Source organism: Porcipelethomonas ammoniilytica (genome assembly GCF_025567485.1).
GTDB classification, from domain to species: Bacteria; Bacillota; Clostridia; order Oscillospirales; family Ruminococcaceae; genus Porcipelethomonas; species Porcipelethomonas ammoniilytica.
Window position 1 is genome coordinate 138,199 of the sequence record NZ_JAOQKH010000003.1, and the last position, 25,846, is coordinate 164,044.

Annotated in this window: 22 protein-coding genes; 10 read left to right on the top strand and 12 right to left on the bottom strand. The window is 33.5% G+C overall.

Annotation, left to right across the window (positions count from 1 at the left end; all coding sequences use genetic code 11):
• Window positions 1-6 precede the first annotated feature (6 nt).
• Together yihA and lysA are read left to right on the top strand one after the other, a co-directional pair.
• Window positions 7-606: a ribosome biogenesis GTP-binding protein YihA/YsxC gene (gene yihA / locus OCV67_RS03795; RefSeq protein WP_147642531.1), complete on the top strand. Its 600-nt coding sequence runs from the start codon at window positions 7-9 to the stop codon at window positions 604-606.
• 32 nt (window positions 607-638) lie between these two features.
• Window positions 639-1,937, top strand: coding sequence for a diaminopimelate decarboxylase (lysA, locus tag OCV67_RS03800; RefSeq protein ID WP_147642532.1), 1,299 nt, complete (start codon window positions 639-641; stop codon window positions 1,935-1,937).
• A 69-nt stretch (window positions 1,938-2,006) separates the two neighbouring features.
• Here lysA and OCV67_RS03805 read toward each other — a convergent pair whose 3' ends face one another.
• Window positions 2,007-2,477, bottom strand: a complete 471-nt coding sequence (locus OCV67_RS03805) for a peptidylprolyl isomerase (RefSeq protein ID WP_147642533.1) — start codon at window positions 2,475-2,477, stop codon at window positions 2,007-2,009.
• A 143-nt stretch (window positions 2,478-2,620) separates the two neighbouring features.
• Between OCV67_RS03805 and OCV67_RS03810 the strand changes: the two genes are divergently transcribed.
• Window positions 2,621-3,244: a superoxide dismutase gene (locus OCV67_RS03810; RefSeq protein WP_147642534.1), complete on the top strand. Its 624-nt coding sequence runs from the start codon at window positions 2,621-2,623 to the stop codon at window positions 3,242-3,244.
• Here OCV67_RS03810 and OCV67_RS03815 read toward each other — a convergent pair.
• The gene (locus tag OCV67_RS03815) at window positions 3,235-3,732 is read right to left on the bottom strand and encodes a VanZ family protein (RefSeq protein WP_147642535.1); all 498 of its coding nucleotides are present in this window, start codon (window positions 3,730-3,732) and stop codon (window positions 3,235-3,237) included. The genes OCV67_RS03810 and OCV67_RS03815 overlap by 10 nt on opposite strands.
• A 156-nt stretch (window positions 3,733-3,888) precedes the next feature.
• Here OCV67_RS03815 and OCV67_RS03820 point away from each other — a divergent pair, with 156 nt between their 5' ends.
• The gene (locus tag OCV67_RS03820) at window positions 3,889-4,899 is read left to right on the top strand and encodes a D-alanyl-D-alanine carboxypeptidase family protein (RefSeq protein ID WP_147642536.1); all 1,011 of its coding nucleotides are present in this window, start codon (window positions 3,889-3,891) and stop codon (window positions 4,897-4,899) included.
• On the opposite strand, the gene OCV67_RS03825 is transcribed toward OCV67_RS03820, so the two are convergent.
• Both OCV67_RS03825 and OCV67_RS03830 read right to left on the bottom strand, forming a co-directional pair.
• The gene (locus OCV67_RS03825; RefSeq protein WP_178084984.1) at window positions 4,900-6,933 is read right to left on the bottom strand and encodes a beta-propeller domain-containing protein; all 2,034 of its coding nucleotides are present in this window, start codon (window positions 6,931-6,933) and stop codon (window positions 4,900-4,902) included.
• 14 nt (window positions 6,934-6,947) lie between these two features.
• Window positions 6,948-7,451, bottom strand: coding sequence for an RNA polymerase sigma factor (locus OCV67_RS03830; RefSeq protein ID WP_147642538.1), 504 nt, complete (start codon window positions 7,449-7,451; stop codon window positions 6,948-6,950).
• 246 nt (window positions 7,452-7,697) lie between these two features.
• Between OCV67_RS03830 and OCV67_RS03835 the strand changes: the two genes are divergently transcribed.
• From OCV67_RS03835 to OCV67_RS03850, 4 genes are all read left to right on the top strand, one after another.
• Window positions 7,698-10,535: an RICIN domain-containing protein gene (locus OCV67_RS03835; protein WP_147642539.1), complete on the top strand. Its 2,838-nt coding sequence runs from the start codon at window positions 7,698-7,700 to the stop codon at window positions 10,533-10,535.
• A gap of 55 nt (window positions 10,536-10,590) precedes the next feature.
• On the top strand, window positions 10,591-11,856 hold the full coding sequence (locus tag OCV67_RS03840) for a DUF1015 domain-containing protein (RefSeq protein WP_147642540.1): 1,266 nt from the start codon (window positions 10,591-10,593) through the stop codon (window positions 11,854-11,856).
• Between the two features lie 196 nt (window positions 11,857-12,052).
• Window positions 12,053-14,011, top strand: a complete 1,959-nt coding sequence (locus OCV67_RS03845) for a M3 family metallopeptidase (protein ID WP_147642541.1) — start codon at window positions 12,053-12,055, stop codon at window positions 14,009-14,011.
• A gap of 195 nt (window positions 14,012-14,206) precedes the next feature.
• Window positions 14,207-14,974, top strand: a complete 768-nt coding sequence (locus OCV67_RS03850) for a hypothetical protein (RefSeq protein WP_147642542.1) — start codon at window positions 14,207-14,209, stop codon at window positions 14,972-14,974.
• Window positions 14,975-15,249: 275 nt separating this feature from the next.
• Here the strand turns inward: OCV67_RS03850 and OCV67_RS03855 are convergent, their stop codons facing one another.
• From OCV67_RS03855 to spoIIID, 8 genes are all read right to left on the bottom strand, one after another.
• Complete coding sequence (locus OCV67_RS03855; RefSeq protein ID WP_147642543.1) at window positions 15,250-15,870, bottom strand: C39 family peptidase; 621 nt, start codon at window positions 15,868-15,870, stop codon at window positions 15,250-15,252.
• Window positions 15,871-15,900: 30 nt separating this feature from the next.
• Window positions 15,901-17,832, bottom strand: coding sequence for an ABC-F family ATP-binding cassette domain-containing protein (locus OCV67_RS03860; protein ID WP_147642544.1), 1,932 nt, complete (start codon window positions 17,830-17,832; stop codon window positions 15,901-15,903).
• A 63-nt stretch (window positions 17,833-17,895) separates the two neighbouring features.
• Window positions 17,896-18,897 carry a flagellin lysine-N-methylase gene (gene fliB / locus OCV67_RS03865; RefSeq protein WP_147642545.1) on the bottom strand — a complete coding sequence of 334 codons (1,002 nt, stop codon included), beginning with the start codon at window positions 18,895-18,897 and terminating at the stop codon, window positions 17,896-17,898.
• A 77-nt stretch (window positions 18,898-18,974) separates the two neighbouring features.
• Complete coding sequence (locus tag OCV67_RS03870; RefSeq protein WP_178084985.1) at window positions 18,975-20,909, bottom strand: cellulase family glycosylhydrolase; 1,935 nt, start codon at window positions 20,907-20,909, stop codon at window positions 18,975-18,977.
• 131 nt (window positions 20,910-21,040) lie between these two features.
• Window positions 21,041-22,534, bottom strand: a complete 1,494-nt coding sequence (locus tag OCV67_RS03875) for a lipopolysaccharide biosynthesis protein (protein WP_147642547.1) — start codon at window positions 22,532-22,534, stop codon at window positions 21,041-21,043.
• Window positions 22,527-23,996, bottom strand: coding sequence for a lipopolysaccharide biosynthesis protein (locus tag OCV67_RS03880; protein WP_147642548.1), 1,470 nt, complete (start codon window positions 23,994-23,996; stop codon window positions 22,527-22,529). Before OCV67_RS03880 ends, OCV67_RS03875 begins: the two co-directional genes overlap by 8 nt.
• Before the next feature lie 253 nt (window positions 23,997-24,249).
• Window positions 24,250-24,465: a hypothetical protein gene (locus OCV67_RS03885; RefSeq protein WP_147642549.1), complete on the bottom strand. Its 216-nt coding sequence runs from the start codon at window positions 24,463-24,465 to the stop codon at window positions 24,250-24,252.
• A gap of 257 nt (window positions 24,466-24,722) precedes the next feature.
• A complete protein-coding gene (gene spoIIID, locus OCV67_RS03890; RefSeq protein ID WP_147642550.1) occupies window positions 24,723-25,004 on the bottom strand; it encodes a sporulation transcriptional regulator SpoIIID in 282 nt (93 codons plus the stop codon).
• Between the two features lie 345 nt (window positions 25,005-25,349).
• Here spoIIID and OCV67_RS03895 point away from each other — a divergent pair, with 345 nt between their 5' ends.
• Window positions 25,350-25,562 (top strand): FeoA family protein, encoded by a 213-nt coding sequence (locus OCV67_RS03895; protein ID WP_147642551.1) that lies wholly within the window; start codon window positions 25,350-25,352, stop codon window positions 25,560-25,562.
• 19 nt (window positions 25,563-25,581) lie between these two features.
• Window positions 25,582-25,800: a FeoA family protein gene (locus tag OCV67_RS03900; RefSeq protein WP_147642552.1), complete on the top strand. Its 219-nt coding sequence runs from the start codon at window positions 25,582-25,584 to the stop codon at window positions 25,798-25,800.
• Window positions 25,801-25,846 lie beyond the last annotated feature (46 nt).

Sequence of the window (25,846 nt, forward strand, 5' to 3'; positions counted from 1 at the left end):
GATTTGATGAATTATAATAAAGCGGAATTTTCTGCGGCTTACGGAACTTTTTCACAGCTTCCTCCGTGCGAGCGTATTGAAATTGCTTTTGCAGGACGTTCAAATGTTGGAAAATCCACGTTAATAAATAAAATCTTTAACAGAAAAAATCTTGCAAGAGTAAGCTCAGTACCCGGAAAGACTGCAACTATTAATTTTTACGGTCTGGAAAATGTTTACTTTGTGGATTTGCCTGGTTACGGATATGCGAAAATTGCAAAATCTGAAAAACGCCGATGGTCTGAATTGATTGAGGGTTATCTTAATTCTGACAGAGATATAAGACTTATTTTTCAGCTCATAGATATGCGTCATGCACCATCGGCAGACGATATTCATATGATCAATTATCTAGTTGAAGCTCAGCTTCCGTTCATTATTATTCTGACAAAGGCGGACAAGCTGAAAAAAATGCAGCGTATTGAAAGAATGGAAGCTTTTAAAACAGAAATTCCATACTTTAATGATATTCATATTATTCCGTTTTCATCTCAGACCTTTGAGGGCGTAGAAGAAGTAAGGAGTATTATAGAGGAAATTGCTAGTGAAGATTCTGAAGAAATCTGAAGTATTAAACCAAATTGAAAGGAATGTTGAAAATGTTTGTATCTGAAAATCTGGGAGTTAATGAAAAAGGTCATTTGACTGCCGGCGGAATTGATACTGTTGAACTTGCAAAGCAGTACGGCACGCCTCTCTATGTCATGGACGAAGCTTTGATAAGAAAGCACTGTCAAAGTTATAAAAACAGCATTGATAAATTCTACGGCGGCGAGGGACTTGTATGCTATGCAAGCAAGGCGTTTTGCTGCATGGAAATGTGCAGAGTTATGAAGGACGAGGGAATCGGTCTGGACGTAGTTTCCATCGGAGAGCTTTATACTGCTGAAAAAGCCGGATTTGACTGTGATAAGATTTGTTTCCACGGCAATAACAAAACTGATGAAGAGCTAGAATATGCAGTTGATTTAAAAGTCGGAAGAATTATTGTTGATAATATTTACGAACTGAAAAGACTTGATAAAATTGCTGAAAACAAGGGTGTTAAGGCAAATATCATGTTCAGGATCAAACCGGGTATTGACGCTCATACTCATAATTTTATCAGAACAGGTCAGATAGACAGTAAATTCGGCTTTGCACTTGAAACCGGAGAAGCCATGGAAGCAGTTAAAATGGCGATAAACTGTCCTAATATCAATTTAAAGGGTGTGCACTGCCATATCGGATCTCAGATTTTCTCCATAAATCCTTTTGTTGAAGCAGCCGAAGTTATGCTGAAATTTATTGCAGATATAAAAAACGAAACAGGTCATGAGGTTGTTGAACTGAATCTGGGCGGCGGTTTTGGTATTAAGTATACTGAAAATGACGATCCGGTTCCTTATGAAGCTTATATGGAAAAGGTTTCTGTTGCTGTTAAGGAAAGTTGTGAAAAGCTTGGAATCAAACAGCCATTTATACTTATCGAACCGGGACGTTCAATGGTAGCTCCCGCCGGAATTACTCTTTACACATGCGGTGGAATTAAGAATATTCCCAATATAAGAACTTATGTATCAATTGACGGTGGTATGACAGATAATCCAAGATATGCTCTTTATCAGTCTGAATATGAAGCACTAGTAGCCAATAAAGCAGATAAGCCAAGAGATACAAAGGTCACTATCGCCGGAAAGTGCTGTGAGAGCGGCGATTTGATCGGTGAAGGAATGCCTTTACAGGAAGCCGAACCGGGAGATATCATCGCAGTATGTGCAACCGGCGCTTACAACTATTCAATGTCCTCAAACTACAATAGAATACCTAAGCCGGCAACAGTTTTTATAAATAACGGCGAATCGAGAGTTGTTATTAAAAGAGAAACTCTTGACGATATTATCAGAAATGACATGTAAGTATTAAAAATACTAAAATTAATTATAAAGAAACTGCGATATTTCACCTTTGTGAAATATCGCAGTTTCTTATTTTATATACATTCTTTTAATTATCTGCGGTTCAATCGGTTTGTCCGACATATCGGTTTTAGCTTCAGCAATTTCATCTACAGTCTCCATACCGTCAATAACCTTACCAAATGCTGCATAATCACCGTCAAGATGAGGTGCGTCCTCATGCATGATAAAAAACTGTGAACCGGCTGAATCCGGCATCATAGAACGTGCCATAGAAATTACGCCTCTTGTATGCTTTAAGTTATTTTTTACTCCGTTTGAGGCAAATTCCCCCTTAATTGTCCAGCCAGGACCGCCCATTCCGGTACCTTCAGGACAGCCGCCTTGAATCATAAATCCGGGAATAACACGATGAAAACATAAACCGTCATAGAATCCCTGATTTACCAGCTTTTCAAAATTTTCACAGGAAATCGGAGCTATTTCAGGATAAAGTTCTAATTTGATTTCCTTACCGTTTAGCATTTCAATTATAATCATTTTTAACCTCCAGAATTTTACTGTTATTATTATAGCATATTTTTAAAACAAGAGCAAGTTTAAATAAACCCATTTTTATTTTAGCATTTTTCTTTTTATCACTTCATATAAATAATACATATATTCATAAGGAGTGATAAATTTTGAATGCACCGGAACATTTCCCGTTTTCTGTAAGACCGCTTCCCTACCCTGCAAATTCACTTTCTCCATGGCTGGACGCAAGAACCCTGAAAATACACCACGATGGTCATTATACCGCATATGTAAAAAAATTAAACGATATTCTGAAAAATTATCCCCAATATCAAAATCTTCCTCTTGAAGCATTGATATTAAAACAGGCATTTCTGCCTCCGGAAATAAGAACCGACATAAAAATAAACGCCGGAGGAGCGTTTAATCATCAGCTTTATTTCAGCAGTATTATTCATCCGTCAAAGGGTAAAATCACCTGTTCCTTTGAAAAAATAGTGTGCGACAATTTCGGAAGCATGCAAAATCTGATTAATAATTTAAAAGAAGCTGCAAAAGCCGTTTTTGGTTCAGGATACGCTTACCTTGCTTCTGATATGTCCGGAAAAATGCATATTATTATGCTTAAAAATCAGGAAACTCCCATAGAACAGCGTCTGAATCCTCTTCTGCCTATCGACATGTGGGAACACGCTTATTATCTTCAGTTTCAATATCATCGTGACAGATACATAAATAATTTCTGTAAGGTGATCAATTGGAAAGAGGTAGAAAAAAATTATTACTCATGATTCTTTATTTTATCTGCAATAAACATAACAGAGGATATAATCATAAAAGATAGAATTGTCCCCAGTATTGCTCCGGACGTATCAATTATTACGTCCTTTGCCAGCGGAGTTCTGCCGGGGACTAAGCTTTGATGAAATTCATCCAGAATCGCGTATATAAAGCTAAAAGATACGCTTATTATTCCGGAAATCAAGTATCTTTTTTTCCATACTGCAAAAACAAAATATATGGTCATACTCATAAGAAAGTACAAAGAAAAATGAGCAGTTTTTCTTATAAATAAATTAAGCTGACTTGTAATAGTATTCTGAATATCTGCATTCATTGTTTTATAGTCTGAAAATATAGTTTCCGCAATTTTACGAGTTACATTTTTACTTAATATATTTGTACTGCCGCTATCCTGTGAAGAAAAATAAAATATAATACACATACATAATACTGACAGTATAACAACAATAAATAATAAGATTTTTTTTACCTTCATTTTTTCCTCCGTTTTCAGCAGTGATAAATGTATAACTATTTTATCACATTTTTCATGAAATGTAAACAGAATCTAAAATTTCTTTTGTAACATATTGACATATATTTCTTAATGTAATAAAATAAAAAAAGTAAATACGAAACAGAGGTTAAAATAATGTTAAAATTTCATAATTTCAAATTTAGTTTCAGAATATTTTATATCCTTTTGTCTTTAATTGTCAGTATTTGCATTTTGTTCGGACTCTATCTAATTGTCAGATCAGCAAAAGAAGAAACGATTACTCCTGAAAAAACTCAAAATATGCGTACAGAAACAATAGCGATAGAAAGTCCTACGGAAAAAGAAAACAATATAATCAATATAAAATATCCTGACGGTCTTGAGACGGCAAAAAAATTCGATAAATTAATAGCCAGTAGATATTGTGTTCTTATAGATATAGAAAATAATAAAATTCTGGCTGAAAGAAATGCAGACAAAAAAATGTATCCCGCCTCAATGACAAAAATGATGACTTTAATAGTAGCTGTGGAAAATATGGAATCACCAGACGATACTTTTACCATGACTTATGACATTTTAAATCCTCTGATCAATGAAGACGCTTCTCTTGCCGGATTTGAAGAAAATGAAACTATAACAATAAAGGACATGCTTTACGGAGCTATACTTCCCTCCGGAGCGGAAGCTACGGTAGGTCTGGCAGAAGCTATAGCCGGTTCTGAAACAAACTTTGTCCGAATGATGAATGAAAAAGCCGAAGAAATGGGACTTAAAAATACTCATTTTACCAATACAAGCGGTCTGCACGATGATAATCACTACAGTACCGCTCTTGATATGGCTGTAATTCTTGAATACGCATTACAGAATAATTTATGCCGTGAAATTTTATCTACATACCAATATACTACCTCAAAAACAAAAGAACACCCAAAGGGTATTCTTTTGGAAAGTACTATGTTCAGCAGAATGTACGGCGACGAAGTTGAAAACGTCACCATTGAAGGAGGAAAAACCGGATTTACTTCTGAAGCACAGCACTGTATGGCGTCCTTTGCAATAAAAAATAATAAAGAATATATTGTTGTAACAGCAATGGAAGACGATAAATGGGGTTCGGTTTACGATGCATTTGACATATACGAACAATATCTTCCTTAATTAGAATTCTACTGATTCAACATTTGAAAGTGTTGCCATATCTGCCGATTTAAACTGTAAGCCTGAAAGCATATAAACATAGTCGCCTATTATTATTGCTCGGTTAAACGCATCATATTCCATGTCGTTTTGAATTTTATTCAAATAATTAAAATGCCCGTCTTTATATGAATAGAAAATATAATATGATTCATTTTTATTTTCGGAAGAATAATAGCTATCTTCAGTTACAGGAAAACCTATAATATTTTTTTCCGGATCAATAAGCATCGCCTTACGTTCCCATACAGCTTCAGATGATACATATTCATGTTCATAATCAGCATTTATTTCCACAGTATCCAGAGCCGATAAGTTTTCCGGATCAGTATTGTCAAACATCGTAAGCTTTACACCTGTTAATGTTCCGTCATTATCTGCACTCTGACCAAAGCCAAGCAGAAGATTATCAGACCATTTCTGCATATAAGAACTATAACCGTTTATTTTGAATTCGTCCATAATAACAGGATTATGAGGATCGCTTAGATCAATTGCATAAAGAGGATCCGTCTGACGAAAAGTTACAATATAAGCTGTATCACCTTGAAAATTTACTGATTTTATAGTTTCATCAAGACCAAAGTCTTTTATTTTTCCCGCCTCTCTCAGCTCCATATCAAGTACATACAGATAATTGTTGTAATCCTGTGAATCCCCAAACACACCATTCCACGAATTATTCCGCATATTAACAGTAGTCGCTATTCTTAAATATCCGTTATATTCACTCATTGAAAACTGATCGTTTACATATCCCTTAACCTTCCCTGACGCCTGAGGAGTAATTTTACCGCTGTTTATTGAAAATCTTGTTATTTCAGTATCTTCATATCCAAATGTTAAATAAAGATTTTCATAAGAACAGTAAACAGTACCGGAAAATCCTGCAACGGATTGTATATCAGTCGGTTCATAAGGGATTTCAGCATTTAAATTAAACGCCGATATATTTGCAAATGCAGAACTGGAATAAAGAACATCAGGACAATATTCAGGGATCATTATACAATCCGGTTCTACATACTTAACCTCTTGGTTTACCGAATATCTGGGAATATATTTTTCAAATTCTTCAGATGTAAAATCTTTACTGCTATAATATTTTTCTGTATTTGAAACAAGATATAAATAACCGTTATCCGTCAGGCGCACATCATTATATGATCCCTCCTGCGTATAAGTTCCGATAAGCTGAGGATACTCTCCGGAAGTATAGAACGAAATGCAAATATCATTGTAAATCAATCCGCAGCAGTCGTTTTCTTCACCGTAATTAACATTCTCACTAAAATTATTTGCCGAAGATATTACAATCAGTATATTATTATATAAATACATATCGTTAATAGCTTCCTCATCTTTGTGGAACTGTATTGTATTGAGAAACTTTCCGTCCTTAACATTGGCAGCATTGATTACATTTCCGCAGGCATAGTAAATATTATTGCCGTCAGTCTTGACTATGTCTGCTTCAAGAACTCCCGTTTCCTGATTGTAAGTATCCGAATAAGCCTTTTTCTGTTGTGACGAAACATTTACGGAATTCTGATTAACCTCTTCTTCCTGAACAGAGTACTCAACAGAGTCCTCTGCAATGACTCCGTCCGCCATAACTTCATCATAACCGTTTGATTTTATACGTGACGCTTTCTTTTCTGCAAGTTTGAAATAATTGTATACCTCACTGTAATCAGCTGCATATTTCATTGAATCGACAGAATCAGCATCATTTAAAGAAGATTCCGAAACAAGACATTTATCACCGTCATGATTATATTTCAACATATAGCCAAATGCAGCACTTACAGTAACAGCAAATGCCGCTGCAATCGGAATAACCCTCATAGCCGTACGCTTAAAATTAATTTTATTTTTTCTTTCGCCGGAAAATTTATCAAGCATAATTTTTATTGATTCAGGTTTAAGCTCTTGCGGAACATTTTCCGATTCCAGTATTTTTTTTATATTTTTATCGTTATAGTTCTCACTCATATTTGCCTCTCCTTTCATACCGTTAAGCTCAGTCTCAATTCTTTTTTTATTCTTGAAAGTCTGGAACGTACCGACGATGATTTTAGTCCGTATATCTTTGCTATTTCTTCACTTTTATAACCGCCCAGTACCGACAGAGAAAGTATTCCTCTTGATTCGTCATCAAGATTATCCATTGCCTCCTTAAGCTCTGAACAATTAAAATCAAATTCTGAATTATATAAAATATCTTCGTTCAGTTCTGAATTATCTTTATAATATTCTCTTTGCTTTTTCTTTATTTTAGAAAAAAGTATTTTCATAATCCAGCTTTTAAATGCGTCTTCATTTTTTAATTTGCCAATTGAAGCAAAAGCGTCGATTACCGTCTCGCTTACTGCGTCATAAGCGTCGTGACGATTGCGTAAATTATACAGTGCCGTATGATACATTTCTTTGTAAACTATTGAATATAATCTTGCAAAGGCTTCTGTATCCCCTTTCCTTGCCAGACTTACATCGTTTTTAAAATCCTTCATAATTCCCTCCTTTTGAATCGATTCATAATATTAGTGTTTTTTCAAGTACAAAATGCTGCAAATATTTTATATTTTTGGAAATCTATACAATTTTCCTGCTTAGTTTTTGTTAATTATAACATATTCAATTTATTTTGTAAATTAATGATTTTTATTGAAATTTTTAAAGAAATATGATATTATATAAATATATTCAACAATTTTGTATAAAAAGTAATAAAAATGAATAATTAAGGAGTGTTTAATGTGAAGAAAATCAAATCATTTATTTTATCCTGCATGCTTATCTTTTCATCAATTTTCGGCGCACTGGGATATGAATCTATAGTTTTAGCCGCCGATACCGCCCTTTATCCCGCACAGGCTGTAAATTTTACTGCCTACACAACCGCACGTAATCTTAACAAATCAAGTACGTCATTAAATACACAAATTGCTTCGGGCAGTACAACCGAAAACTGGCGCATTGATTACGTCTCTTCAGGCGTTTACAATATTGTAAACATGTCTGACAACAGTTATCTTACTGCAAACGAAACAAAATGCATTACTTCCTCCGCTAGTGGCAATTCCAATCAGCAATGGAACATTATCGGTACTGATAAAGACTTTTTAGGAAATTATCTGTATTATAAAATTGTAAATGTTTCTACGGGTAAGGCAATTACATATTACCAAAAAGATAATAGTATAGCTCTTGCTCAATATACAAATGACGGCGCTCAGAAATGGAAGCTTAACTGCTATGGTCTTGAGGGATTTGCAGCAAACAGTAAAATGAGCGAAGGCGAAAAGGCCGGTACTATCGGAGGTCTTCTGGGTGAAACTGTTTTTGTTTCGGATATGAAATCAATGAAAGAAGCACTTCTCAGAACTGAACCTCTTACAATAGTACTGACTGCAAATATTGATTGCAGCGGTGAAAATTATGACTGGATGATCGAGGACAACAAAACGATTATCGGATCATATCAAGCTAATCAGATGCGTGACTGCAAGTTAAGAACCAACGATTATTACGGTAAACTTGATCCCAGTGATAACATAATTATAAGAAATATGAAATTTCAGGTAGAGGTTAATCCTAACATGCTGGTACTTGCAATTTATTCCTCAAAAAATATTTGGGTCGACCACTGTACTTTCAATTCAGATTTAAATAAAAATCGTGATGAAGTAGGAAAATTCATTTGGATCAATACGCCTTTTGACGGAAAAGATTTAAACCGCAGTCCCGACTGCATTACATTATCATATAATATTTTCAAAAACAGATACTGGACTATCGCTTACGGTACTCAAAACGGCGAAACAAACAAATGCCGAACCTCTGTTATGTATAACATGTGGGATTCCTGTATAAGAAGATGTCCTCAGATAGGAAACGGTACCGGACACATTTACAACAACTACCACGTAAACAACGACGGTTCAATAAACGACGGAACTTCACAAATTATTCCCGGTGAAGGATCTGTGATTCTCAGCGAAAACTGCCGCTTTGAGGGACTAAAAAAAGTTGAAGCTGCAATAGACAAAAACGCAAAGTATAAAGATTCCGGTTCATACACAAGCGATACATTGACATCTGAATCCTACCCTCTTTCTAACAATCTAGGTTCATATACTTCTCATTCATGGAATCCCGGAAATGAAAATTACGGATATTCTCTTATCTCAGCATACAAAAGCAACTCAAAAGATGTTAAAACATTCTGCTCACAGTACTCAGGTTGTGTAAAGTCCTCTTCTGCACTAAAATATATTTATGACTCAGACTGTTCATCATTTATTGAAAAAACTATTTTTTCACCTTTCCTTACAGAGGAATTTGATTCACAATACGGTACTTTGACAACTGAAATAACTGCCGCCGTACTTAAAGAAGGAGCAGTGTACATGATAAAAAATGCAAACAGCGGTATGTACATGGAAGTTAAAGGCGGTACTGCCGCAGATGGTACTAATGTTCAGCAATGGGGAGCAGACACATCAGCCTCTCATAATACATGGCGTGTTCTTTCAGCCGGTGACGGTTATTACTACCTTTATTCACAGATTGACGATAAAATAACCTACCTTCTTGATGTTAACGGAAACAAGACAGATAATGGTACAAACATAGGTATATGGTCTGCAACAGACGCCGACGCTCAGAAATTTAAATTTGTACAAAACAGTGACGGAACATATCAAATCAGAACTAAAACATCAAATGATACTTCATGTGTTGAAATAGCTGATGCAAGTACATCAAGCGGGGCTAATATTCAGCAATGGACTGCAAACGGAAACAGCTGTCAGAATTGGATCTTAGAACAGGTTGAAGATACCGGCTGTGTTATGGATACTAACGCTGTATATATGTTCAAAAACAGTAACAGCAGTCTTTATATGGAAGTTCAAGGCGGTACTGCTGCAAACAATTCCAACATTCAGCAATGGGGCGCAAATGGTGTTTCAAAGCATAATTCATGGACCTTGAAATCATTCGGAGGAGGATACTATTACATTATTTCTCAGCTTGATGACGGTAAAACATATTATCTGAACATTGAAAACGGTTCCGGAATAAACGGTGCAAATGCTGAAATACTTACAAACAATAAAACAAGTTCTCATTTGTTTAAGTTTGTAAAAAATCCTGACGGTACATATAATATACTTACAAGAGCCTCAAAAGACATGTGTGCTGTTGAAGTTGCAGACGCTTCAAAAAACAGCGGTGCGAATGTTCAGCAGTGGGAAGTGAATTCAAACAGCTGTCAGAAATGGATTGCAGAAAAATCACCTATTGTAACAACAACCGTAACCACAAGTGCAATAACTACAAGTATAACAACTACAAAAACTACAACATCTCCAATAACAACTACTTCACCTATAACAAGCGATGATGTACAAAAAGGAGATATAAATTCTGATAAATCAGTAAATGTATCTGATATTGTCTCATTGCAGAAATACCTTATAAAGACTGAACAGTTAAATGAATCTGGATTTAAGGCAGCAGATTTAAACGACGACAATAAAATAAATATATTTGATCTTGTTATTCTGAAACGTATTATTATAAGCGGTTGAAATTTATACCCAAAAGGAGTATAATATAATTATATTAAATTTTTCGGAGGTAAATATGAATAACGCTTTTAAACCAACTGATATACTTGTTCCTAAAAAATCTGTTGATATGAATAAGTGGTCGGTTATTGCATGCGATCAATATACCAGTGAACCTGAATACTGGAAACAAACCAGTAAAATAGTCGGTCAGAACTATTCATCATTAAATTTGATTCTGCCTGAAATTTATCTTGAAGATGAAAATGTTAAAGAAAAAATTGAAAATATTCATAAAAATATGGATAAGTATTTAAGTGATGACATATTTGATGAGTATAAAAATTCTATGATATACGTTGAAAGAATTCAGAGCAACGGTATTCTGAGAGCAGGTATTGTTGGAATGATCGACCTTGAAGAGTATGATTTTTCAAAGGGCAGTACCTCACAAGTTCGTGCCACTGAAGCAACCGTAATAGAAAGAATTCCTCCGAGAATAAAAGTCCGGGACGGCGCATTACTTGAGCTTCCTCATATTATGATACTTATTGACGACGAAAATAATACTGTTATTGAACCTTTTGCAAATTTGAAATCTGAAATGAAAGAACTATATAATTTTGAACTAATGCAAAATGGAGGAAAAATAAGCGGTTATTTAATTGATGAGCAAAAATGCTCGGAAATTATCCGTTCTCTTGACATGCTCGGAAATCCTGAAAAATTCAGTCGGAAATACGGTTGCAGCGACGTACTTCTCTATGCTATGGGTGACGGTAATCACTCTCTGGCTACGGCGAAAGAATTTTATGAACAGCTGAAACGTAACAATCCTGAAAAAGATTTTTCAAATCATCCTGCAAGATATGCACTTGCTGAAATTGTAAATCTTCACAGTCCGGCACTGCAATTTGAGGCCATTCACAGAATTATTACAGATACCGATACAGATATGCTTATTAAAACTATGAACAATGAGCTTCAAATATCCGAAAAACAGTCTGAACAATCGTTTATGTATATTGTAAACGGTAAAGAACATACTGCATATATCCATAATCAAACCTCCAACCTTACAGTCGGAAGTTTACAAAAGTTTCTTGACAGCTATTTGACAGAAAACAGCGGAAAAATCGACTATATTCATGGTAAGGATACTGTTAAAAAACTTGCAAATCAAAAAAATTCAATTGGATTTATACTGCCGGATATGAGTAAAAGCCAGTTATTCCCTACCGTAATAAAAGACGGCGCATTGCCAAGAAAAACATTTTCTATGGGTCATGCGCAAGATAAACGATACTATATTGAATGCCGCAAAATTAAAGACATTCAGTAATATATATCTTATCTCAGAGTTATTACTGCCCGCAGATCCTTGTCTGTGGGCTTTTCTGCCGACTTATCACTCATTAAATTTATTCAGAAAATAATATATTTTAATTTTAAGCATCTATTGATTGTCTTGACATAAATATATAATAATGGTATAATAATTGTACAAAAATCGACAAAATTATAAAGAGAGGAAACAAATGAAAAGATTAAAACAACTTACCGCCTCAATTCTTGCGGTATTGACATTATTCCCTGCACTGAACGTTTCCGCCGAACTGCAAGGCAATGAGCGTAAAGATTTAACATACTCGGAAATGCAGTATCATGAATTTGACGAAAGCAAGTTAAAAAATGCCGCAGATGAGCTCACAGAAATTGCTGAAAAAAATATATCCGGCAAAGAAAAAAGAGTTGAAGAATTAATAAATATAATGTTCGATGAATACGATCTTCAGGCAACGCTTTATAATATCAGATACAATGATTTTTACACTGATGTGACAAATGAATCAATTGAAAAGGAACTCCCTGAAATCGAACAAAATTATTCTGAATACTACGATATTATTTTTTCAGCATTGAATAAAGCTTATAATTCAGATTATCAGGATTTAATGTTTGAGCTTCTAGATCAGGATATAATAACTGCAATTACTTTTTTTCATACAACTGATGAAAAATATACCGAACTCTCAAATGAAGAATCTAAACTGGTTCTTGAATATGAAAGTCTGAATTCACAGGAATACAGTGTCGAATATAAAGGTCGCAGCTGGACTGCTGATGATTTATACAACAATCCGCCTGAAAACGAAGATGAATATAACCGTATTTCAAATATGATTTACAGTAAAAAAAATAAAGAACTTGGTGAAATTTATCTTAAGCTTATAAAAATAAGAGATAAAATCGCTAAACTATACGGATACCCAAACTATGCAGAATATGCTTATGAATCCACATATATGAGAGATTATTCACTGGATGATATTGATGAGGTTTATAAAGAAGTCAAGGAAAGCTTTCCGGATCTATATAATAAGCTTTACAATCAGCTTAGTCTGAGCCTTTATACAACCGGACTTGCAAATCAAACCTATAACGGTGAGGAGATACTTGATCAGATTGAACCATATTTTGCTGAAATTGGTTCAGAAATTTATGAAAATTTTAAATACATGAGAAAGTATCATCTTTATAATATTGATTCACTTCCAAATAAAATGGAAGCCGGATATACCGTTTCATTATATTCATATGCCGTACCGTTTATTTTTAACAGTCCATACGGAAACTACAATGATTTCAGGACAATGATCCATGAATTTGGTCATGCAAATGTCGATTATACCCATCCGACCCGTGCTATTTACGATAATACATTTGGCAATTCACTCGATACCCTCGAAATTCATTCTCAGGGAATGGAAGCTTTGTTTACTGAATATCACGATGATATTTTCGGCGAAAAGCAGGGTAAAGCGTTTACAGACTTCACAATTTATTCAATGGCATCATCAGTTGTAGAAGGCTGCTTGCTTGATGAATTTCAAAGATATGCCTATGAAAATCCCGATTGTACTCTTGAACAACTCAATACAAAATATATGGAACTATGCGGCGAATATAATATAGAATACAGCACAGACGTCGCTTACTCTTATGACTGGACAGAAATTTCACACAATTATAACTCGCCTATGTATTATATCAGCTATGCAACGTCTGCACTGTCTTCTCTTGATTTATGGATTAAAGCGTCAGATGACAGAGAGTCTGCAATAAACACATATAAATCATTAATTGACTGCGGTGCATACACGCCGTATATTGAATCAATTGAAAGCTGCGGTCTCAGAAATATTTTTGAACCCGGCGTTGTATCCGAAATCGCTGAGGAAACAGAACTTGTTCTTAAAAACGGTACTCTAAAGTCAGATGAAGAAGAGACCTCTGTTGAAATTACAGAACCGTCTGAAGAAACTGAAACGGCAAATACGGTTATTTCTACAATAAAAAACAAAGCAAAAACAAAAGGAATGGCAATTCCTATGCTGTTTTCACTAATTGTAATTTTATTTGTTTTGGCAATATTTATTATGATTATAATACTGATTACTTCTATAATTAAACATAAAAAGAATAAAAAACAATAATATGTAAATATAAAAAAATTACAATCAAGATAGAGCGGCATCTGGTTGGTCTACAATACAAAGAGCAAATATTGCTGTTCCAAATGTAACTTTTTATAGTTCTGAATCAGCAGAAGTTGTTCCTTCCGGAGGAAAAGGTAATAATACAGGAGCAGACGCTATTAAAGTTACTATTACATCATAAAGGAGAAAATTATGAGAAAAAAATTAACTTCTATTGTTGTTTTATGTTCAACAATATGTCTGGCAGCAACAGGCATTGTCGCATATGCAAATGTTTCTGATTCAAGTTTTTCTTCAAGAAATCAAAAAAGTACTGATAATATGATCTTTGAAACTATACCCGAAAATGAAACAGTAAATGCATCCGCCAGAAAATTGAATACTGCTGTAAATTATAATATAGCTTCCAAGGATGATATTTACCATATGATGCTTAATACTATTGATTATTATGATAAAGTTTCCGGTACTATTTATTTCCCTGCACCGGGAGATTTAAATCTAGTAAATACTGTTGAATTTCAAAGTGTATTGTCTGAAACGAAAGCATACTCACACTACTCGCAAGCTTATGCAGATAACATCACAGCTGAGAGTATTGAAAATATTTCATTAGAAGCTAAGAATACCGACAATCTGGTCTGGGATGAAAAATATTATTGTAATGCTGATGAAAGTATAAACTTAAATTGTTTAGAAAAAACATATAAAACACTTTCATATGACACTATCGGATTAGAGGCTGTTTGTGAAATTCCCGATGATGAAAGAATCACTGAAATTGACGGTGAACCTTGCTATAATTACCGAACCAATCCTACTAATGTACCCGAAGCAAGTATCTGCATTTTCCCTCAGGAAATGACATTCGGCTATTTGGCAAATCAAAATTTATGGAGCGTAAATGGTACTAAGGTAATTGATGATAAATTATGTTACCATATCTCCGGAACAGCTTAAGAAGATTATGGCAGCAAGTTTAATGTATCAACTTTTGAACTAATGGTGGACGTCAATACCGGTGTATTAATTCAGTATATTGGATATGATGATAACGGTGAAATAAGCGATTATATATATACCGAGAATATTTCCTTTGAAAACAAAGCAGATAAAGTTGAAACGTTTTCTAACAATGAATTGACCGGTTACGAAGAATATCAAAAAAATTAATATAAAAATGGCTGACTTAAAAACGTCAGCCATTTTTTATTTTACATATACAAATAACCCTTTTATTCACAGTACGTTACCGAATAAATCTTATTTCCAAATTCAGACAAAGACACTATTTCATTGTATTTGTTTAATGGATCCATACACAAAAAGTTTTTTTCATCAGAGCCAACTAAAAGTACAAAATGATAGTTTCCGGATTTTGGCATTTTAACACTAACGATTGGATATATACGATTTTTAATCAATGTTTCTAATTCACTTTCACTAATTTCAGAGGTTTCTTTCCTGATATATTTTATTTTTAATACCGAACCGGCAATGTCCCATTGAAGATTTCCTTCTGAATCATATACATTATTTTTTGAAAAAAATTCGTTTAATGTACCCGGTGTAATACCTGAAACCTCTTCAACAGATATTCCCTGCATTAAAAGCTGAGAAGCAATACACGTAGTCAAACAACCCGAATCACCCATATGATATTCAGAATCACCTAGAAAATCATTTTTCCATATATCATCTTTTTGATAAAATGCAATTGGATTGGAAGTAATTTCCTCAGAAGAGTTAATGGTTTTAGCATTTCTGTCCCTATACAAACAAAGCGCTGTAACGCTCAGTATAGCTAATAAAATAAATACTGATATAGCAATTAATAATTTATTTTTTATTTTCATAATACCACCTATATTAATTAAAAAGTAATTTTAACATAATTCAACTATTTCATCAAACATTTCATCTATTTCATTTTTTAACTGTTCTATATCCGTACATTTTTTATTCATAACTTCAAAATCGCTGTATACTTCTTCTCTGGTTATTTCCTCCTGCAAATTATCAAGTTCAGACTGTTTTTCTTCAATCAAAGTTTCAAGTTCCCTTACACGGGCTCTTCTCTTGGCTTCAAGACTTCGCTGCTCCTTAGACTTATATGCTCTTTCATTTTTCTCTTTATACTCCTGCTCAGCTTTGGCTTTGTTTTCAGCTTCTACCGCCTGACGGGCAATCTGTTCCCTTTTATTATTTATTTCAAGATAATAATCAAAGTTTCCGTTATACATTTCTGTACCGTCACTTCTTATTTCCAAAATTTTTCCGGCAATTTTATTAAGTAAATATCTGTCATGAGAAACGAATATAACAGTACCGTCAAACTCGTCAAGAGCTCTTTCTATCGACTCTTTTGAAGTCAGATCCAGATGGTTTGTAGGTTCGTCCAGAATAAGTACATTCCCTTTTTCAAGCATCATAAATGCAAAACATACTTTAGCTCTTTCCCCGCCGCTTATAACTCCCGTTTCCTTAAAAACGTTTTCACCTTTAATTCCAACACTTCCAAGCAAAGACCGTATTTCAAGATCGGTAAGCAAAGGATAATGCCTATGCAGTTCGTCAATTACAGTATTACAAGGATCGAGATTTGCACTTTCCTGCTCAAAATAAGAAATCTTTACATTTGACGCCCATCTCACTTTTCCTGAATGAGGAAGAATCCCTTGAAGTACTTTCAGAAAAGATGATTTTCCGATTCCATTATCACCAATAATTCCTAGCTTCTCTCCCCTTTTAATTTCAAAAGAAATATGCTCTGCAAGAATTTTTTCAGAGGTACCGCTGCCAACTCTAATATCAACATCCTTTACGTCAAGTATATCAAAAGGCGGCTGAATTTTATATTCAAACTTAATATTAGCGCTATTTGACGCAATACTTGGTTTTTCAATAAGCTCCATACGTTCCAAAGCTTTTTCTCGGCTTTTAGCGCTTGCAGCCGTTGAAGCTCTTACTTTATTCTTAGCAATGTATTCCTCAAGCTTTGCAATTTCTTTCTGCTGAGCTTCATATTCCTTTTGCTGACGCTTTACACTGTCACTTTTCAATAAGGTATAAGCCGTATAATTACCTTTATATCTTGTAAGGACGCCATATTCTATTTCGCAGACAGAAGTAACTACCTTATCAAGAAAATATCTGTCATGAGATACTATGAGTAGCGCTCCTTTATAGTCCTTAAGATATTCCTCAAGCCAAAGCACAGTTTTAAAATCAAGATGGTTTGTAGGTTCGTCTAATATAAGCAGATTTGGTTCTTCAAGCAGAAGTTTTGCAATTGCAAGACGAGTTTTTTCACCACCGCTGAATCCGCTGATAATTCGGTTATAATCATTTTCGCTGAATCCCATACCGTTTAAAATTGTTTTTATTTTAACGTCAATTGTATATCCGTCATTGGATTCATAATATGCCGAAAGCTTTGAATATTCCTCCGAAATTTCTTCGTTGATTTCAGAAGATTCTTTCATTATATGTTCCAGTTCTTTCATTCTCTCCAAAACAGAATCAAGATAACTGAAAACGCTTTTCATTTCATCTATAACTGTACTGTCCCTGTCCAAACCGGACATTTGCTCCAAATATCCTACCGAAGTTTTAGAGGCGAATGATACTATACCGTCTTTTTCAGTAGAACGATCCGGAAGCTCCTTTCCTGTGAGAATACGCAATAACGTTGTTTTACCGCATCCGTTTATTCCTATAAGACCTATACGGTCCTTTTCATTTACAGTTAAATTAATATTTTTTAAAATATGTTTTCCATTATAGTATTTATTTATATTTATTAAATTTACTAACATTGTAATTTTCTCCGTTTACAGTTCAATTGCTTTAATTATATCATATCAATAAAAAAATTGCAATTAATTTGTCAAAATATTCATAAGACAATCAATAGACAAGTGCTTTTCAGTATAGGAAAAGTCCAGAAGCAAATCAATATTTTCAGAACAGTATTCAATTTCTTTAGACACTAGACATGCCTTTTCAATTAAACTGTAATTATCCGGAATCCATAAAATTGTAAGACAAAATATTATAGTAAGCTTTATTCTTGAAATAATATCTCTGTCGTATACTGCAGACAAAAAGTGACGATATATAAAATATACTGCTAGTTGCTCATACTCAGTAATATTAATTTTCAATGTACTTTGAAATTTTAAGTTTTTTACAGCGTTTTTCCATTGCTCATTAAGAGGAATAAGTTCTTCAAGTATCCTTTTAAAATTATCAAAAAAAGCTTCTTTGTATTCTTTTTTTGGTATTTCCAATTCAGTATAACCGTCAATTTCAGCTTGAATTTTTTCACCGTATAAAAGCATTTCAATCAATCGTCTATTCATATTTTTATTACGATTCTGCAATATTTCAAAAATTTTATTTCGTATTTTTGTAAGGTATTTTAAAAAATTTTGATCATAATCAATTTCATACTCAGATTCATTAATTTGATATGTAATATATTTAACCTTATTTTTTTGTGACAGAATAATTTCTGCTGCTGCAATGCAGCCTATTCCAATGCCTGTTTCCCTTTTATCGCCAAAGCAATTATGAAATCTGGGGTGCTCTTTACATATGTCACACAAAAAATCCTCACCTTTTTCAATTATAAGCTTACATAAATTATTCTCATCAAGAAACGGACAGTGTTCATTTTCAGTAAGCTTAAAAAAATAACTGCCGTCTTCTGATAATACAATATTATTTTTTAAACTCATTGCCAGACTGCCCGTAACATTTTTGTATTTTTCATATGTTTTACTATCAATATCTATTTCCCATCCTATACAGCAATTATCAGAACACTTACTCGCAATACATTTAAATTTATTATAATACTCCGGTATCATTACAAACATATATTTTACCTTTCATAAGTTTTTATTTCATTTTAAAATAAAACTCCTGCGAGGTTCATTCGCAGGAGTAAATTTGTTTATTCAGGAACATAAGTTGTTAATTTAACATCCATTCCGACAAGCCACTGATTCAACAGTACCAAATCGGCAATTTCGATTGTTCCGTTTCCGTTTGTATCAGCTGGACTTGGAGAAGGTGGAAGAACAACCATAGGTACTGGATGGCTTAAATTATTTAATAACATTCTTCTAAGCGCAACAGAATCAAATACATTAACCCTTTTGTCTTCGTTTACATCGCCCGGAATAATATCAGGTTTAACTTCTTCTGTTGTCTCCTCTGTAGTTTCTTCAGTAGATGGTTGAACTGAATTAACCGGAACAGCATACAGTCCATAAATTGTTGCATCACCGGCATGAGCACTTACGTACAAATCAGATATACTGCCAATATCTGCAGAATTTGAATCAAAAACTTTTTTTATATCTTCATATGTATAATATAAAACAAAATCAGAATTCAAATCATTATCAGATAATATATAGTACCATCCGTCATTGCTTGTTTGAGCAACTATTGCAGGATCAATCATTGCATCAAATACCATAGCATACATATAATCCTCATTCAGATACTGCTGCCAGCCTGATACCTTATCAGGAGTCCATGCAGTCAAAGCATTTCCGTCTTTATTATAATACAACTCGATCCAGTCATCGCCTATTTTAACATTATCCCATGAAAATTCCGGTGCTACATATTCTTTATATTCCGGAAGATTGTAGTCTGATACTCCTACAGTATCCATCATAGCCGCAATTACAGGCGCTGAATTAGGATACCATGTATTTGTAAGTCTGTAAATATAACCATGAGCCTCACCATTATCGCTATTACCGTCCGCAACAACATTATTATCCCAAAGTACGCATGGAATACCTGCATCCTTAGCCATTGACAAATAATCCTTAGCCCAGTTTATACGGGAATCTGTGTTGTTAAAGTCAGAAGCACTGAATTCACCCATTACAATTGGAACATTCTTTTCAGCTATAATGCTTTTATAACTGTTAAACATTGTCTGAAGCTCAGTTTTATAATCGCTGCCGTAACCGCTTGCACCCGGATATGTATGATTTGCCATATTACTTGTATCCATACAGAAGAAATAAGGATTATAAGCATGAACTGACAATGCTACATTTCCTGAATTTTCAGGAATTTCAATTGCCCTTACAGTTGAAACGCTGTTTCCTGCATGATAACCCGGAAGCATCAGAAGTCGTTCTTTATTATATGAAGAACCTTGACCTCTTACCGCATCAACAAACACCTTATTGAGTCTGTTAATATAATTCCATGAATTAGCGTCACCGTCTCCCCATTCAGAGTTGCTTGGATTATTTGTTTCACGAGGTTCGTTCATACCTTCAAATACAAGATGCTGATCATAATCCTTAAATGTTTCAGCCAGGCACGACCATATGTCATTCAGCTTTTTAGAAGCGTCATTATATGTTTCGTCAGTAAATTTAGCTACGTTTACCCAATTCTCATGATGCACATTAAGAATTACAAACATATCCATATCATAAGCATAGTCAACAAACTGTTTTACATAAGCCAGCCACTTAGTATCAATTTTATAAGTATTTGTTGATTCGTCAAGATACAGATGCTGATACCATGTGGTAGGGATTCTAATAGTATTGAATCCTCCGTTTTTAACTGCTTCAATAAGTTCCTTAGTAGGTTCAGGATTTCCCCATGCCATTGCAAATTTTTTAGGTGAAGAATCCATAGTCAAATTGTCATTTGTAGAATCAAGTGAATTACCAAGATTCCAACCAATTACCATCTGAGATGTAATATCAAATGCCGACTGTCCTGTTAACCCAACCGCCTCCGCAGTATACTGGTCATTTGCCTGATTGCCGAACATACATACGCAAGACATAATACATGCAGCAGATGTAATAACCGACAAAATTTTCTTCTTCAAACTCATCATAAATTCCCCCTTAATAAAATGTATACTTCCAATTTTACTATAAATATTGTACATTATTTTCTCACAATTGTCAAGCGTTTATATAACTTTTTAAAAAGTAAAGGGTATTATAAAATAATACCCTTTACTGCTTATTTTTGTTTTACGTCTGTTACTTCCGGCTGTTCTGCTGTATTAACTTTATCTTTTCTTTTATTACTGTCAATTGATATAGAAGAAAAAATGATTATCGCTGCAAACACAACAAATATTAAACCTTCACAAATTAAAAGCGGCATAATAAAATTACCAATTTCTACCTTAGGCTCTTCTCCTGTGGCAGGCACAAGTATATTGTAAGCTTCTGCAAATACTATATTTTCGTAATATTCATCTGATGTTGTATTTGTTATATCAATAATATTTAAAATTTTATTGTATATTTCTTCAAGTCTTTGTTCAACATTTTCAATATCTTCTGATTTCTTAGAATTATTTTCCTTAAGAGCGCTTAATCTGTCTTTCACATATGATATATTCTGTTTGCTTCTGGAAACAGAATCCTGAACTTCCAGTTTTTCTTCTATGAGGTCATCATATTTTTTAGAAGCCTGAGTATATGAATTCTCAGTATTTTCATCGTTCATTCCAAAAATCAGCAGCTTGTCTTTTTCGTATGCATCAATTGAGTCAGTAATAGATTTGAGCTTTGATTCACTGACTTTTAATTCACGTTCCAACTGTTCAATTCTATATTCATAATAAGTAATAAGCTGTTCCTTATCATTAGTTATATTATTTATTGTAATATATGATGACAGCGAACTTAAATCAGCAGATTTAATAGTATTTACAGCTGCACGCAAATCACTAAATGAATATCCGGTTACATTTGAACGAAAATTTGTCATATCGTTTCTTTGCAGTTTTTGGATATATAAATCCAGATCATCAAGTGTTTCATTAAAAACATCAACAGCTGCAGGATAATCATAATCTTTATAATCAACTGCAACAACAGAATTTCCCAAAGCCTTATTAAAACCGTACGTTTTAAAGAAATAATCCTGATACGAATCCAATATACCGTCCAATATCTTTTTGCCTTTATTAAGGTCTATACCCGCTAAATTATAATCAAATGTTATAATATAATATGAGGGATAATATCCAATTTCCAAAAGAGAATTAACAGCGTCCAAAGCAGCGCTGCCGCCTTTGGAATATACGCTTTGATATAATGAAATTTTATCAAGTGCATCACTTGGGATAACGCCTTTAATGGAAATATTTCTTCTTACATTTTCTACATACGATAAAGGTTCGTCTATATTTGTCAATGCAGACTCAATTATATTAGGAGACTTTATTTTATTTACATCAAACTCATTCCCATCAGGAGCCAGACCTGATTCTATACCGGAATAATTAAAACCTACTAATGCGGTAATCTTACTTGTACTTGTATTTCTTTTAAATGCCAACACTCCGCCTGTTATAACAGCTCCTATAAACACTGATATAACTATCCATATAAATAAGTATTTTTTTATCTGTTTGGATATAGTACCCAGAGATAAAATTACTTCATCAGAAGAATCTTCCTGCTGTTTAAGGGTAACGCTAATATTTTTTTCATTATCCATTTTTTCTTTTCCCTCCCTTACGCTTTTTGTGCTTTTTAATATTACCGATAATATTGTCATAAGGTATATAAACTGCCGCTGCCGAAACAACTAGATATGCTGCTATGAGAATTAATTCAATAGCTAATATTATATTTACAGAATCTTTTATAGACGATTTTATTACATAAAACACCGATTCTGTAGCAGGCGATAATATTTTATATGCATTTGAAAACAAAACTTCTTCAAAATATTCCGTAGCTGTAATATTAACGGCTTCCAACATAGTATGAATTTTATTATTCAACTTTTCAAAATCTTTTTCGACCAGTTCAGAAACTCCTGATTTTTGTGTTCCGCTTTTAAGTGAATTTATACGATTTTCATAAAGACTTATATTTTGCTCGCATGTTGATAAATTAGTTTCTGCCCTTACTTTATCATCTATCATATTATCATATGTATCAGACGATTGATTAAGAGTCGCATTAGAACCGTCAGTAGCATTGCCGAATATCAAAATAGAATTCTTTTCATAATTACTGATAGTATCATTGATTGACTGAAGCCTTTCCTTATATATATTTTTTGATCTTGTAAGCTCCTCAATCTTAAATTCATAATTTGCAATAAGATTTTCTTTATCCTTCGTTACATTATTATAAACAATATATGACAGAATCATATCCAGATCTTCTGTTCTTATTGTTTCAATAGACTGCGACAAATCAGCAAAAGTATATCCGCTTTGATCTGAACGAAAACGAATATTATCGTGTTTAGCCAGATCATCAATATATTCCTTCAGTGACTTAAGCGACGAATCAAAAACCGATACTGCGTCTACATAGTCATAATCGTTATAATCAATTGAAATCACTGCATTTTCCAGTGATTTATTATATCCATAGTTTTCAAAAAATTGATTACTGTATTCTTCAGTAAGACGATTTAAAAATAAAACGCTGTCCTTACGGCTCAATCCTGCCTTACGGCAATCTAATTCAATGGAATACTGGGTAGGATAATATGTACTATCCTGAATATTTTTAGATGAAACTATTTCATCAGAATCATAAACCGGTGTATAACTGGTTATTCTATCAATAACATCTGAAGGTACAAGTCCTGAAATTGCAATATTATTATAGATTGCTTCAGGGTCTGCTTCGGACATTCCAAGATCATCTAAACATTTTTCAATTAAAGTTCTAGATTTTATCTCGTTTACATCAAATTTATTTCCCAAAGGATCCATTCCCGCTTCAATACCGTCATAACTAAAATTAACTAAAACAGATACCTGTCCGTTAATAATATTAATTGTAATGCTATATCCTAAAACAGCAGCTGCCAGCACCATTGCAGCTATGAGCCACGGTATAAAATACTTTTTTAATTTTTTAAAAAAGTCCTTTGCAGATAAAACAGAACAGACATCTGTTTTATCTGAGGATTGTTTTCTTTTTATCTCCCGCATTTTAACCTCCATACAAATATATTATCAAAATTTCTGTTTTTATTTAGAACTTACGGTGTTTATTATATCACATATAATCTTTTCATGTCAAGAAATTATGAATATGTTGTTTTTGGAAAATAAAAAAGACGGTTTTACCCGTCTTTAAAACTTTGTTCCCTGCAAGCGCAGACGGCTTACTGCTGTAAGCCGTCTGAATCCAAAAACATTCTCGCTCAAGAGGACATCGTCTGTGGTTATATATAAATACAACTCACAAAATTATTTCATCCTTTTCTTTGTCATACTTAAGTATACGGTGATAACATTCAGTAAATTCCGAATCCTTATAATATCGGCTGGCGGATCTTTTATGTACAAACCTTTTAGATATATCCGGAAAATGAACCGCTATTCTTTTAGAGTACATATACAGCTTTTCTCCGCCTACACATACTTCTATTATATAGTATATATTTTCTTCATTCATATTTTATACTCCTGTAATAATTATAACTTACTTTTATATTGTATCATATTTCGGCAAAAAGCACAATATATTTTTGGAATTTTTTGTTAAATAAAATTTAAATATTTCCATGTTGCAATTTATGATTTTCAGCATACACTAAAAATAAGCAGGTATTCCGTTCCGCTTCAGGATACCGGATGTGGCTTATATGCCCTTAGAAAAGCTTCGGCGTCCGGAACCGAACATCTGCTTTGATATATATTTACTGCGGTAATTTAATAATTACCGCAGTTTTTTTCATTTTTTCTTGCAATTTCCTCATATTTTTTCTTAGTTGCCATTCCTCCCCTTATATGACGCTCCTGTTTGTTTTTTTCAAGTATTTTTTTTACCTCTGAATAAAGCTGAGGCTGTATTTTTATCAATCTCTCACTCACATCTTTATGTACTGTACTTTTACTGATTCCGAATTTCTTTGCTGTTGCCCTTACGGTAGCATTGTTATCCAATATGTATTGTCCCAATATTATTGCTCTGTCATTCGGCTGCCCCTTCAATCAACTCACTCCAATGCACTTTTTGTTAATTATATGCATCGGTTTTGAAATTTATTATTAATGATAAAATTTACGGCATCTTTCCGTCCGCAAACATAAAATACAGTCCTAAGCACAAATATCATCATGCCAAATAATTGTAATTTAAAATAATATTTAGTTTTAAAAACTCATAAAATTTTAATAAATACACTCTTTAAATTTATGCAAATTTCCAAAGTTTATATAAAATATTATACTTTATATGTACAGGACTTGACATTTTGGTTAGATTATGCTAATCTAAATAGTACAAAGGTTAGCAAAATCTAACTATTAATTTGCTTGCTGTATCAGGAGGAAAAAATGATGCCTTTAACATTTGCAAACGCAGGAGAAGAAAATATAATAAAAAAAGTCGGCGGCAATCCGGAAACGAAAAAATTTCTGGAAAACCTTGGCTTTGTTGCCGGAAGTACCGTTACGGTGATAAATGAATCCGGCGGAAACGTAATAGTTAATATTAAAGAATCAAGAGTTGCGGTTTCAAAAGAAATGGCAAGCAGAATTATGATATAATTTTAATGGAGGAGAAAAAATGACATTAAAAAATGCTAAAGTCGGTCAAACCGTTAAAGTAAAAAAACTAAACGGTGAAGGCGCTGTCAAGCGCAGAATTATGGATATGGGAATCACAAAAGGAACAGAAGTATACATAAGAAAGGTAGCGCCGCTCGGTGATCCTATTGAAGTAACAGTCAGAGGATACGAACTATCGCTTAGAAAAGCAGACGCTGAAATGATTGAAACGGAATAATTCCGTTTTATTTTTGATATCAAGTTAGTATAAACTAACTTAGAAA

Bases quoted from the DNA above. Each gene is read 5' to 3' on its own strand.
- yihA (WP_147642531.1), top strand. From the start codon at position 7: ATGAATTATAATAAAGCGGAATTTTCTGCGGCTTACGGAACTTTTTCA.
- lysA (WP_147642532.1), top strand. From the start codon at position 639: ATGTTTGTATCTGAAAATCTGGGAGTTAATGAAAAAGGTCATTTGACT.
- OCV67_RS03805 (WP_147642533.1), bottom strand. From the start codon at position 2,477: ATGATTATAATTGAAATGCTAAACGGTAAGGAAATCAAATTAGAACTT.
- OCV67_RS03815 (WP_147642535.1), bottom strand. From the start codon at position 3,732: ATGAAGGTAAAAAAAATCTTATTATTTATTGTTGTTATACTGTCAGTA.
- OCV67_RS03820 (WP_147642536.1), top strand. From the start codon at position 3,889: ATGTTAAAATTTCATAATTTCAAATTTAGTTTCAGAATATTTTATATC.
- OCV67_RS03825 (WP_178084984.1), bottom strand. From the start codon at position 6,933: ATGAGTGAGAACTATAACGATAAAAATATAAAAAAAATACTGGAATCG.
- OCV67_RS03830 (WP_147642538.1), bottom strand. From the start codon at position 7,451: ATGAAGGATTTTAAAAACGATGTAAGTCTGGCAAGGAAAGGGGATACA.
- OCV67_RS03840 (WP_147642540.1), top strand. From the start codon at position 10,591: ATGAATAACGCTTTTAAACCAACTGATATACTTGTTCCTAAAAAATCT.
- OCV67_RS03845 (WP_147642541.1), top strand. From the start codon at position 12,053: ATGAAAAGATTAAAACAACTTACCGCCTCAATTCTTGCGGTATTGACA.
- OCV67_RS03850 (WP_147642542.1), top strand. From the start codon at position 14,207: ATGAGAAAAAAATTAACTTCTATTGTTGTTTTATGTTCAACAATATGT.
- OCV67_RS03855 (WP_147642543.1), bottom strand. From the start codon at position 15,870: ATGAAAATAAAAAATAAATTATTAATTGCTATATCAGTATTTATTTTA.
- OCV67_RS03860 (WP_147642544.1), bottom strand. From the start codon at position 17,832: ATGTTAGTAAATTTAATAAATATAAATAAATACTATAATGGAAAACAT.
- fliB (WP_147642545.1), bottom strand. From the start codon at position 18,897: ATGTTTGTAATGATACCGGAGTATTATAATAAATTTAAATGTATTGCG.
- OCV67_RS03870 (WP_178084985.1), bottom strand. From the start codon at position 20,909: ATGATGAGTTTGAAGAAGAAAATTTTGTCGGTTATTACATCTGCTGCA.
- OCV67_RS03875 (WP_147642547.1), bottom strand. From the start codon at position 22,534: ATGGATAATGAAAAAAATATTAGCGTTACCCTTAAACAGCAGGAAGAT.
- OCV67_RS03880 (WP_147642548.1), bottom strand. From the start codon at position 23,996: ATGCGGGAGATAAAAAGAAAACAATCCTCAGATAAAACAGATGTCTGT.
- OCV67_RS03885 (WP_147642549.1), bottom strand. From the start codon at position 24,465: ATGAATGAAGAAAATATATACTATATAATAGAAGTATGTGTAGGCGGA.
- OCV67_RS03895 (WP_147642551.1), top strand. From the start codon at position 25,350: ATGATGCCTTTAACATTTGCAAACGCAGGAGAAGAAAATATAATAAAA.
- OCV67_RS03900 (WP_147642552.1), top strand. From the start codon at position 25,582: ATGACATTAAAAAATGCTAAAGTCGGTCAAACCGTTAAAGTAAAAAAA.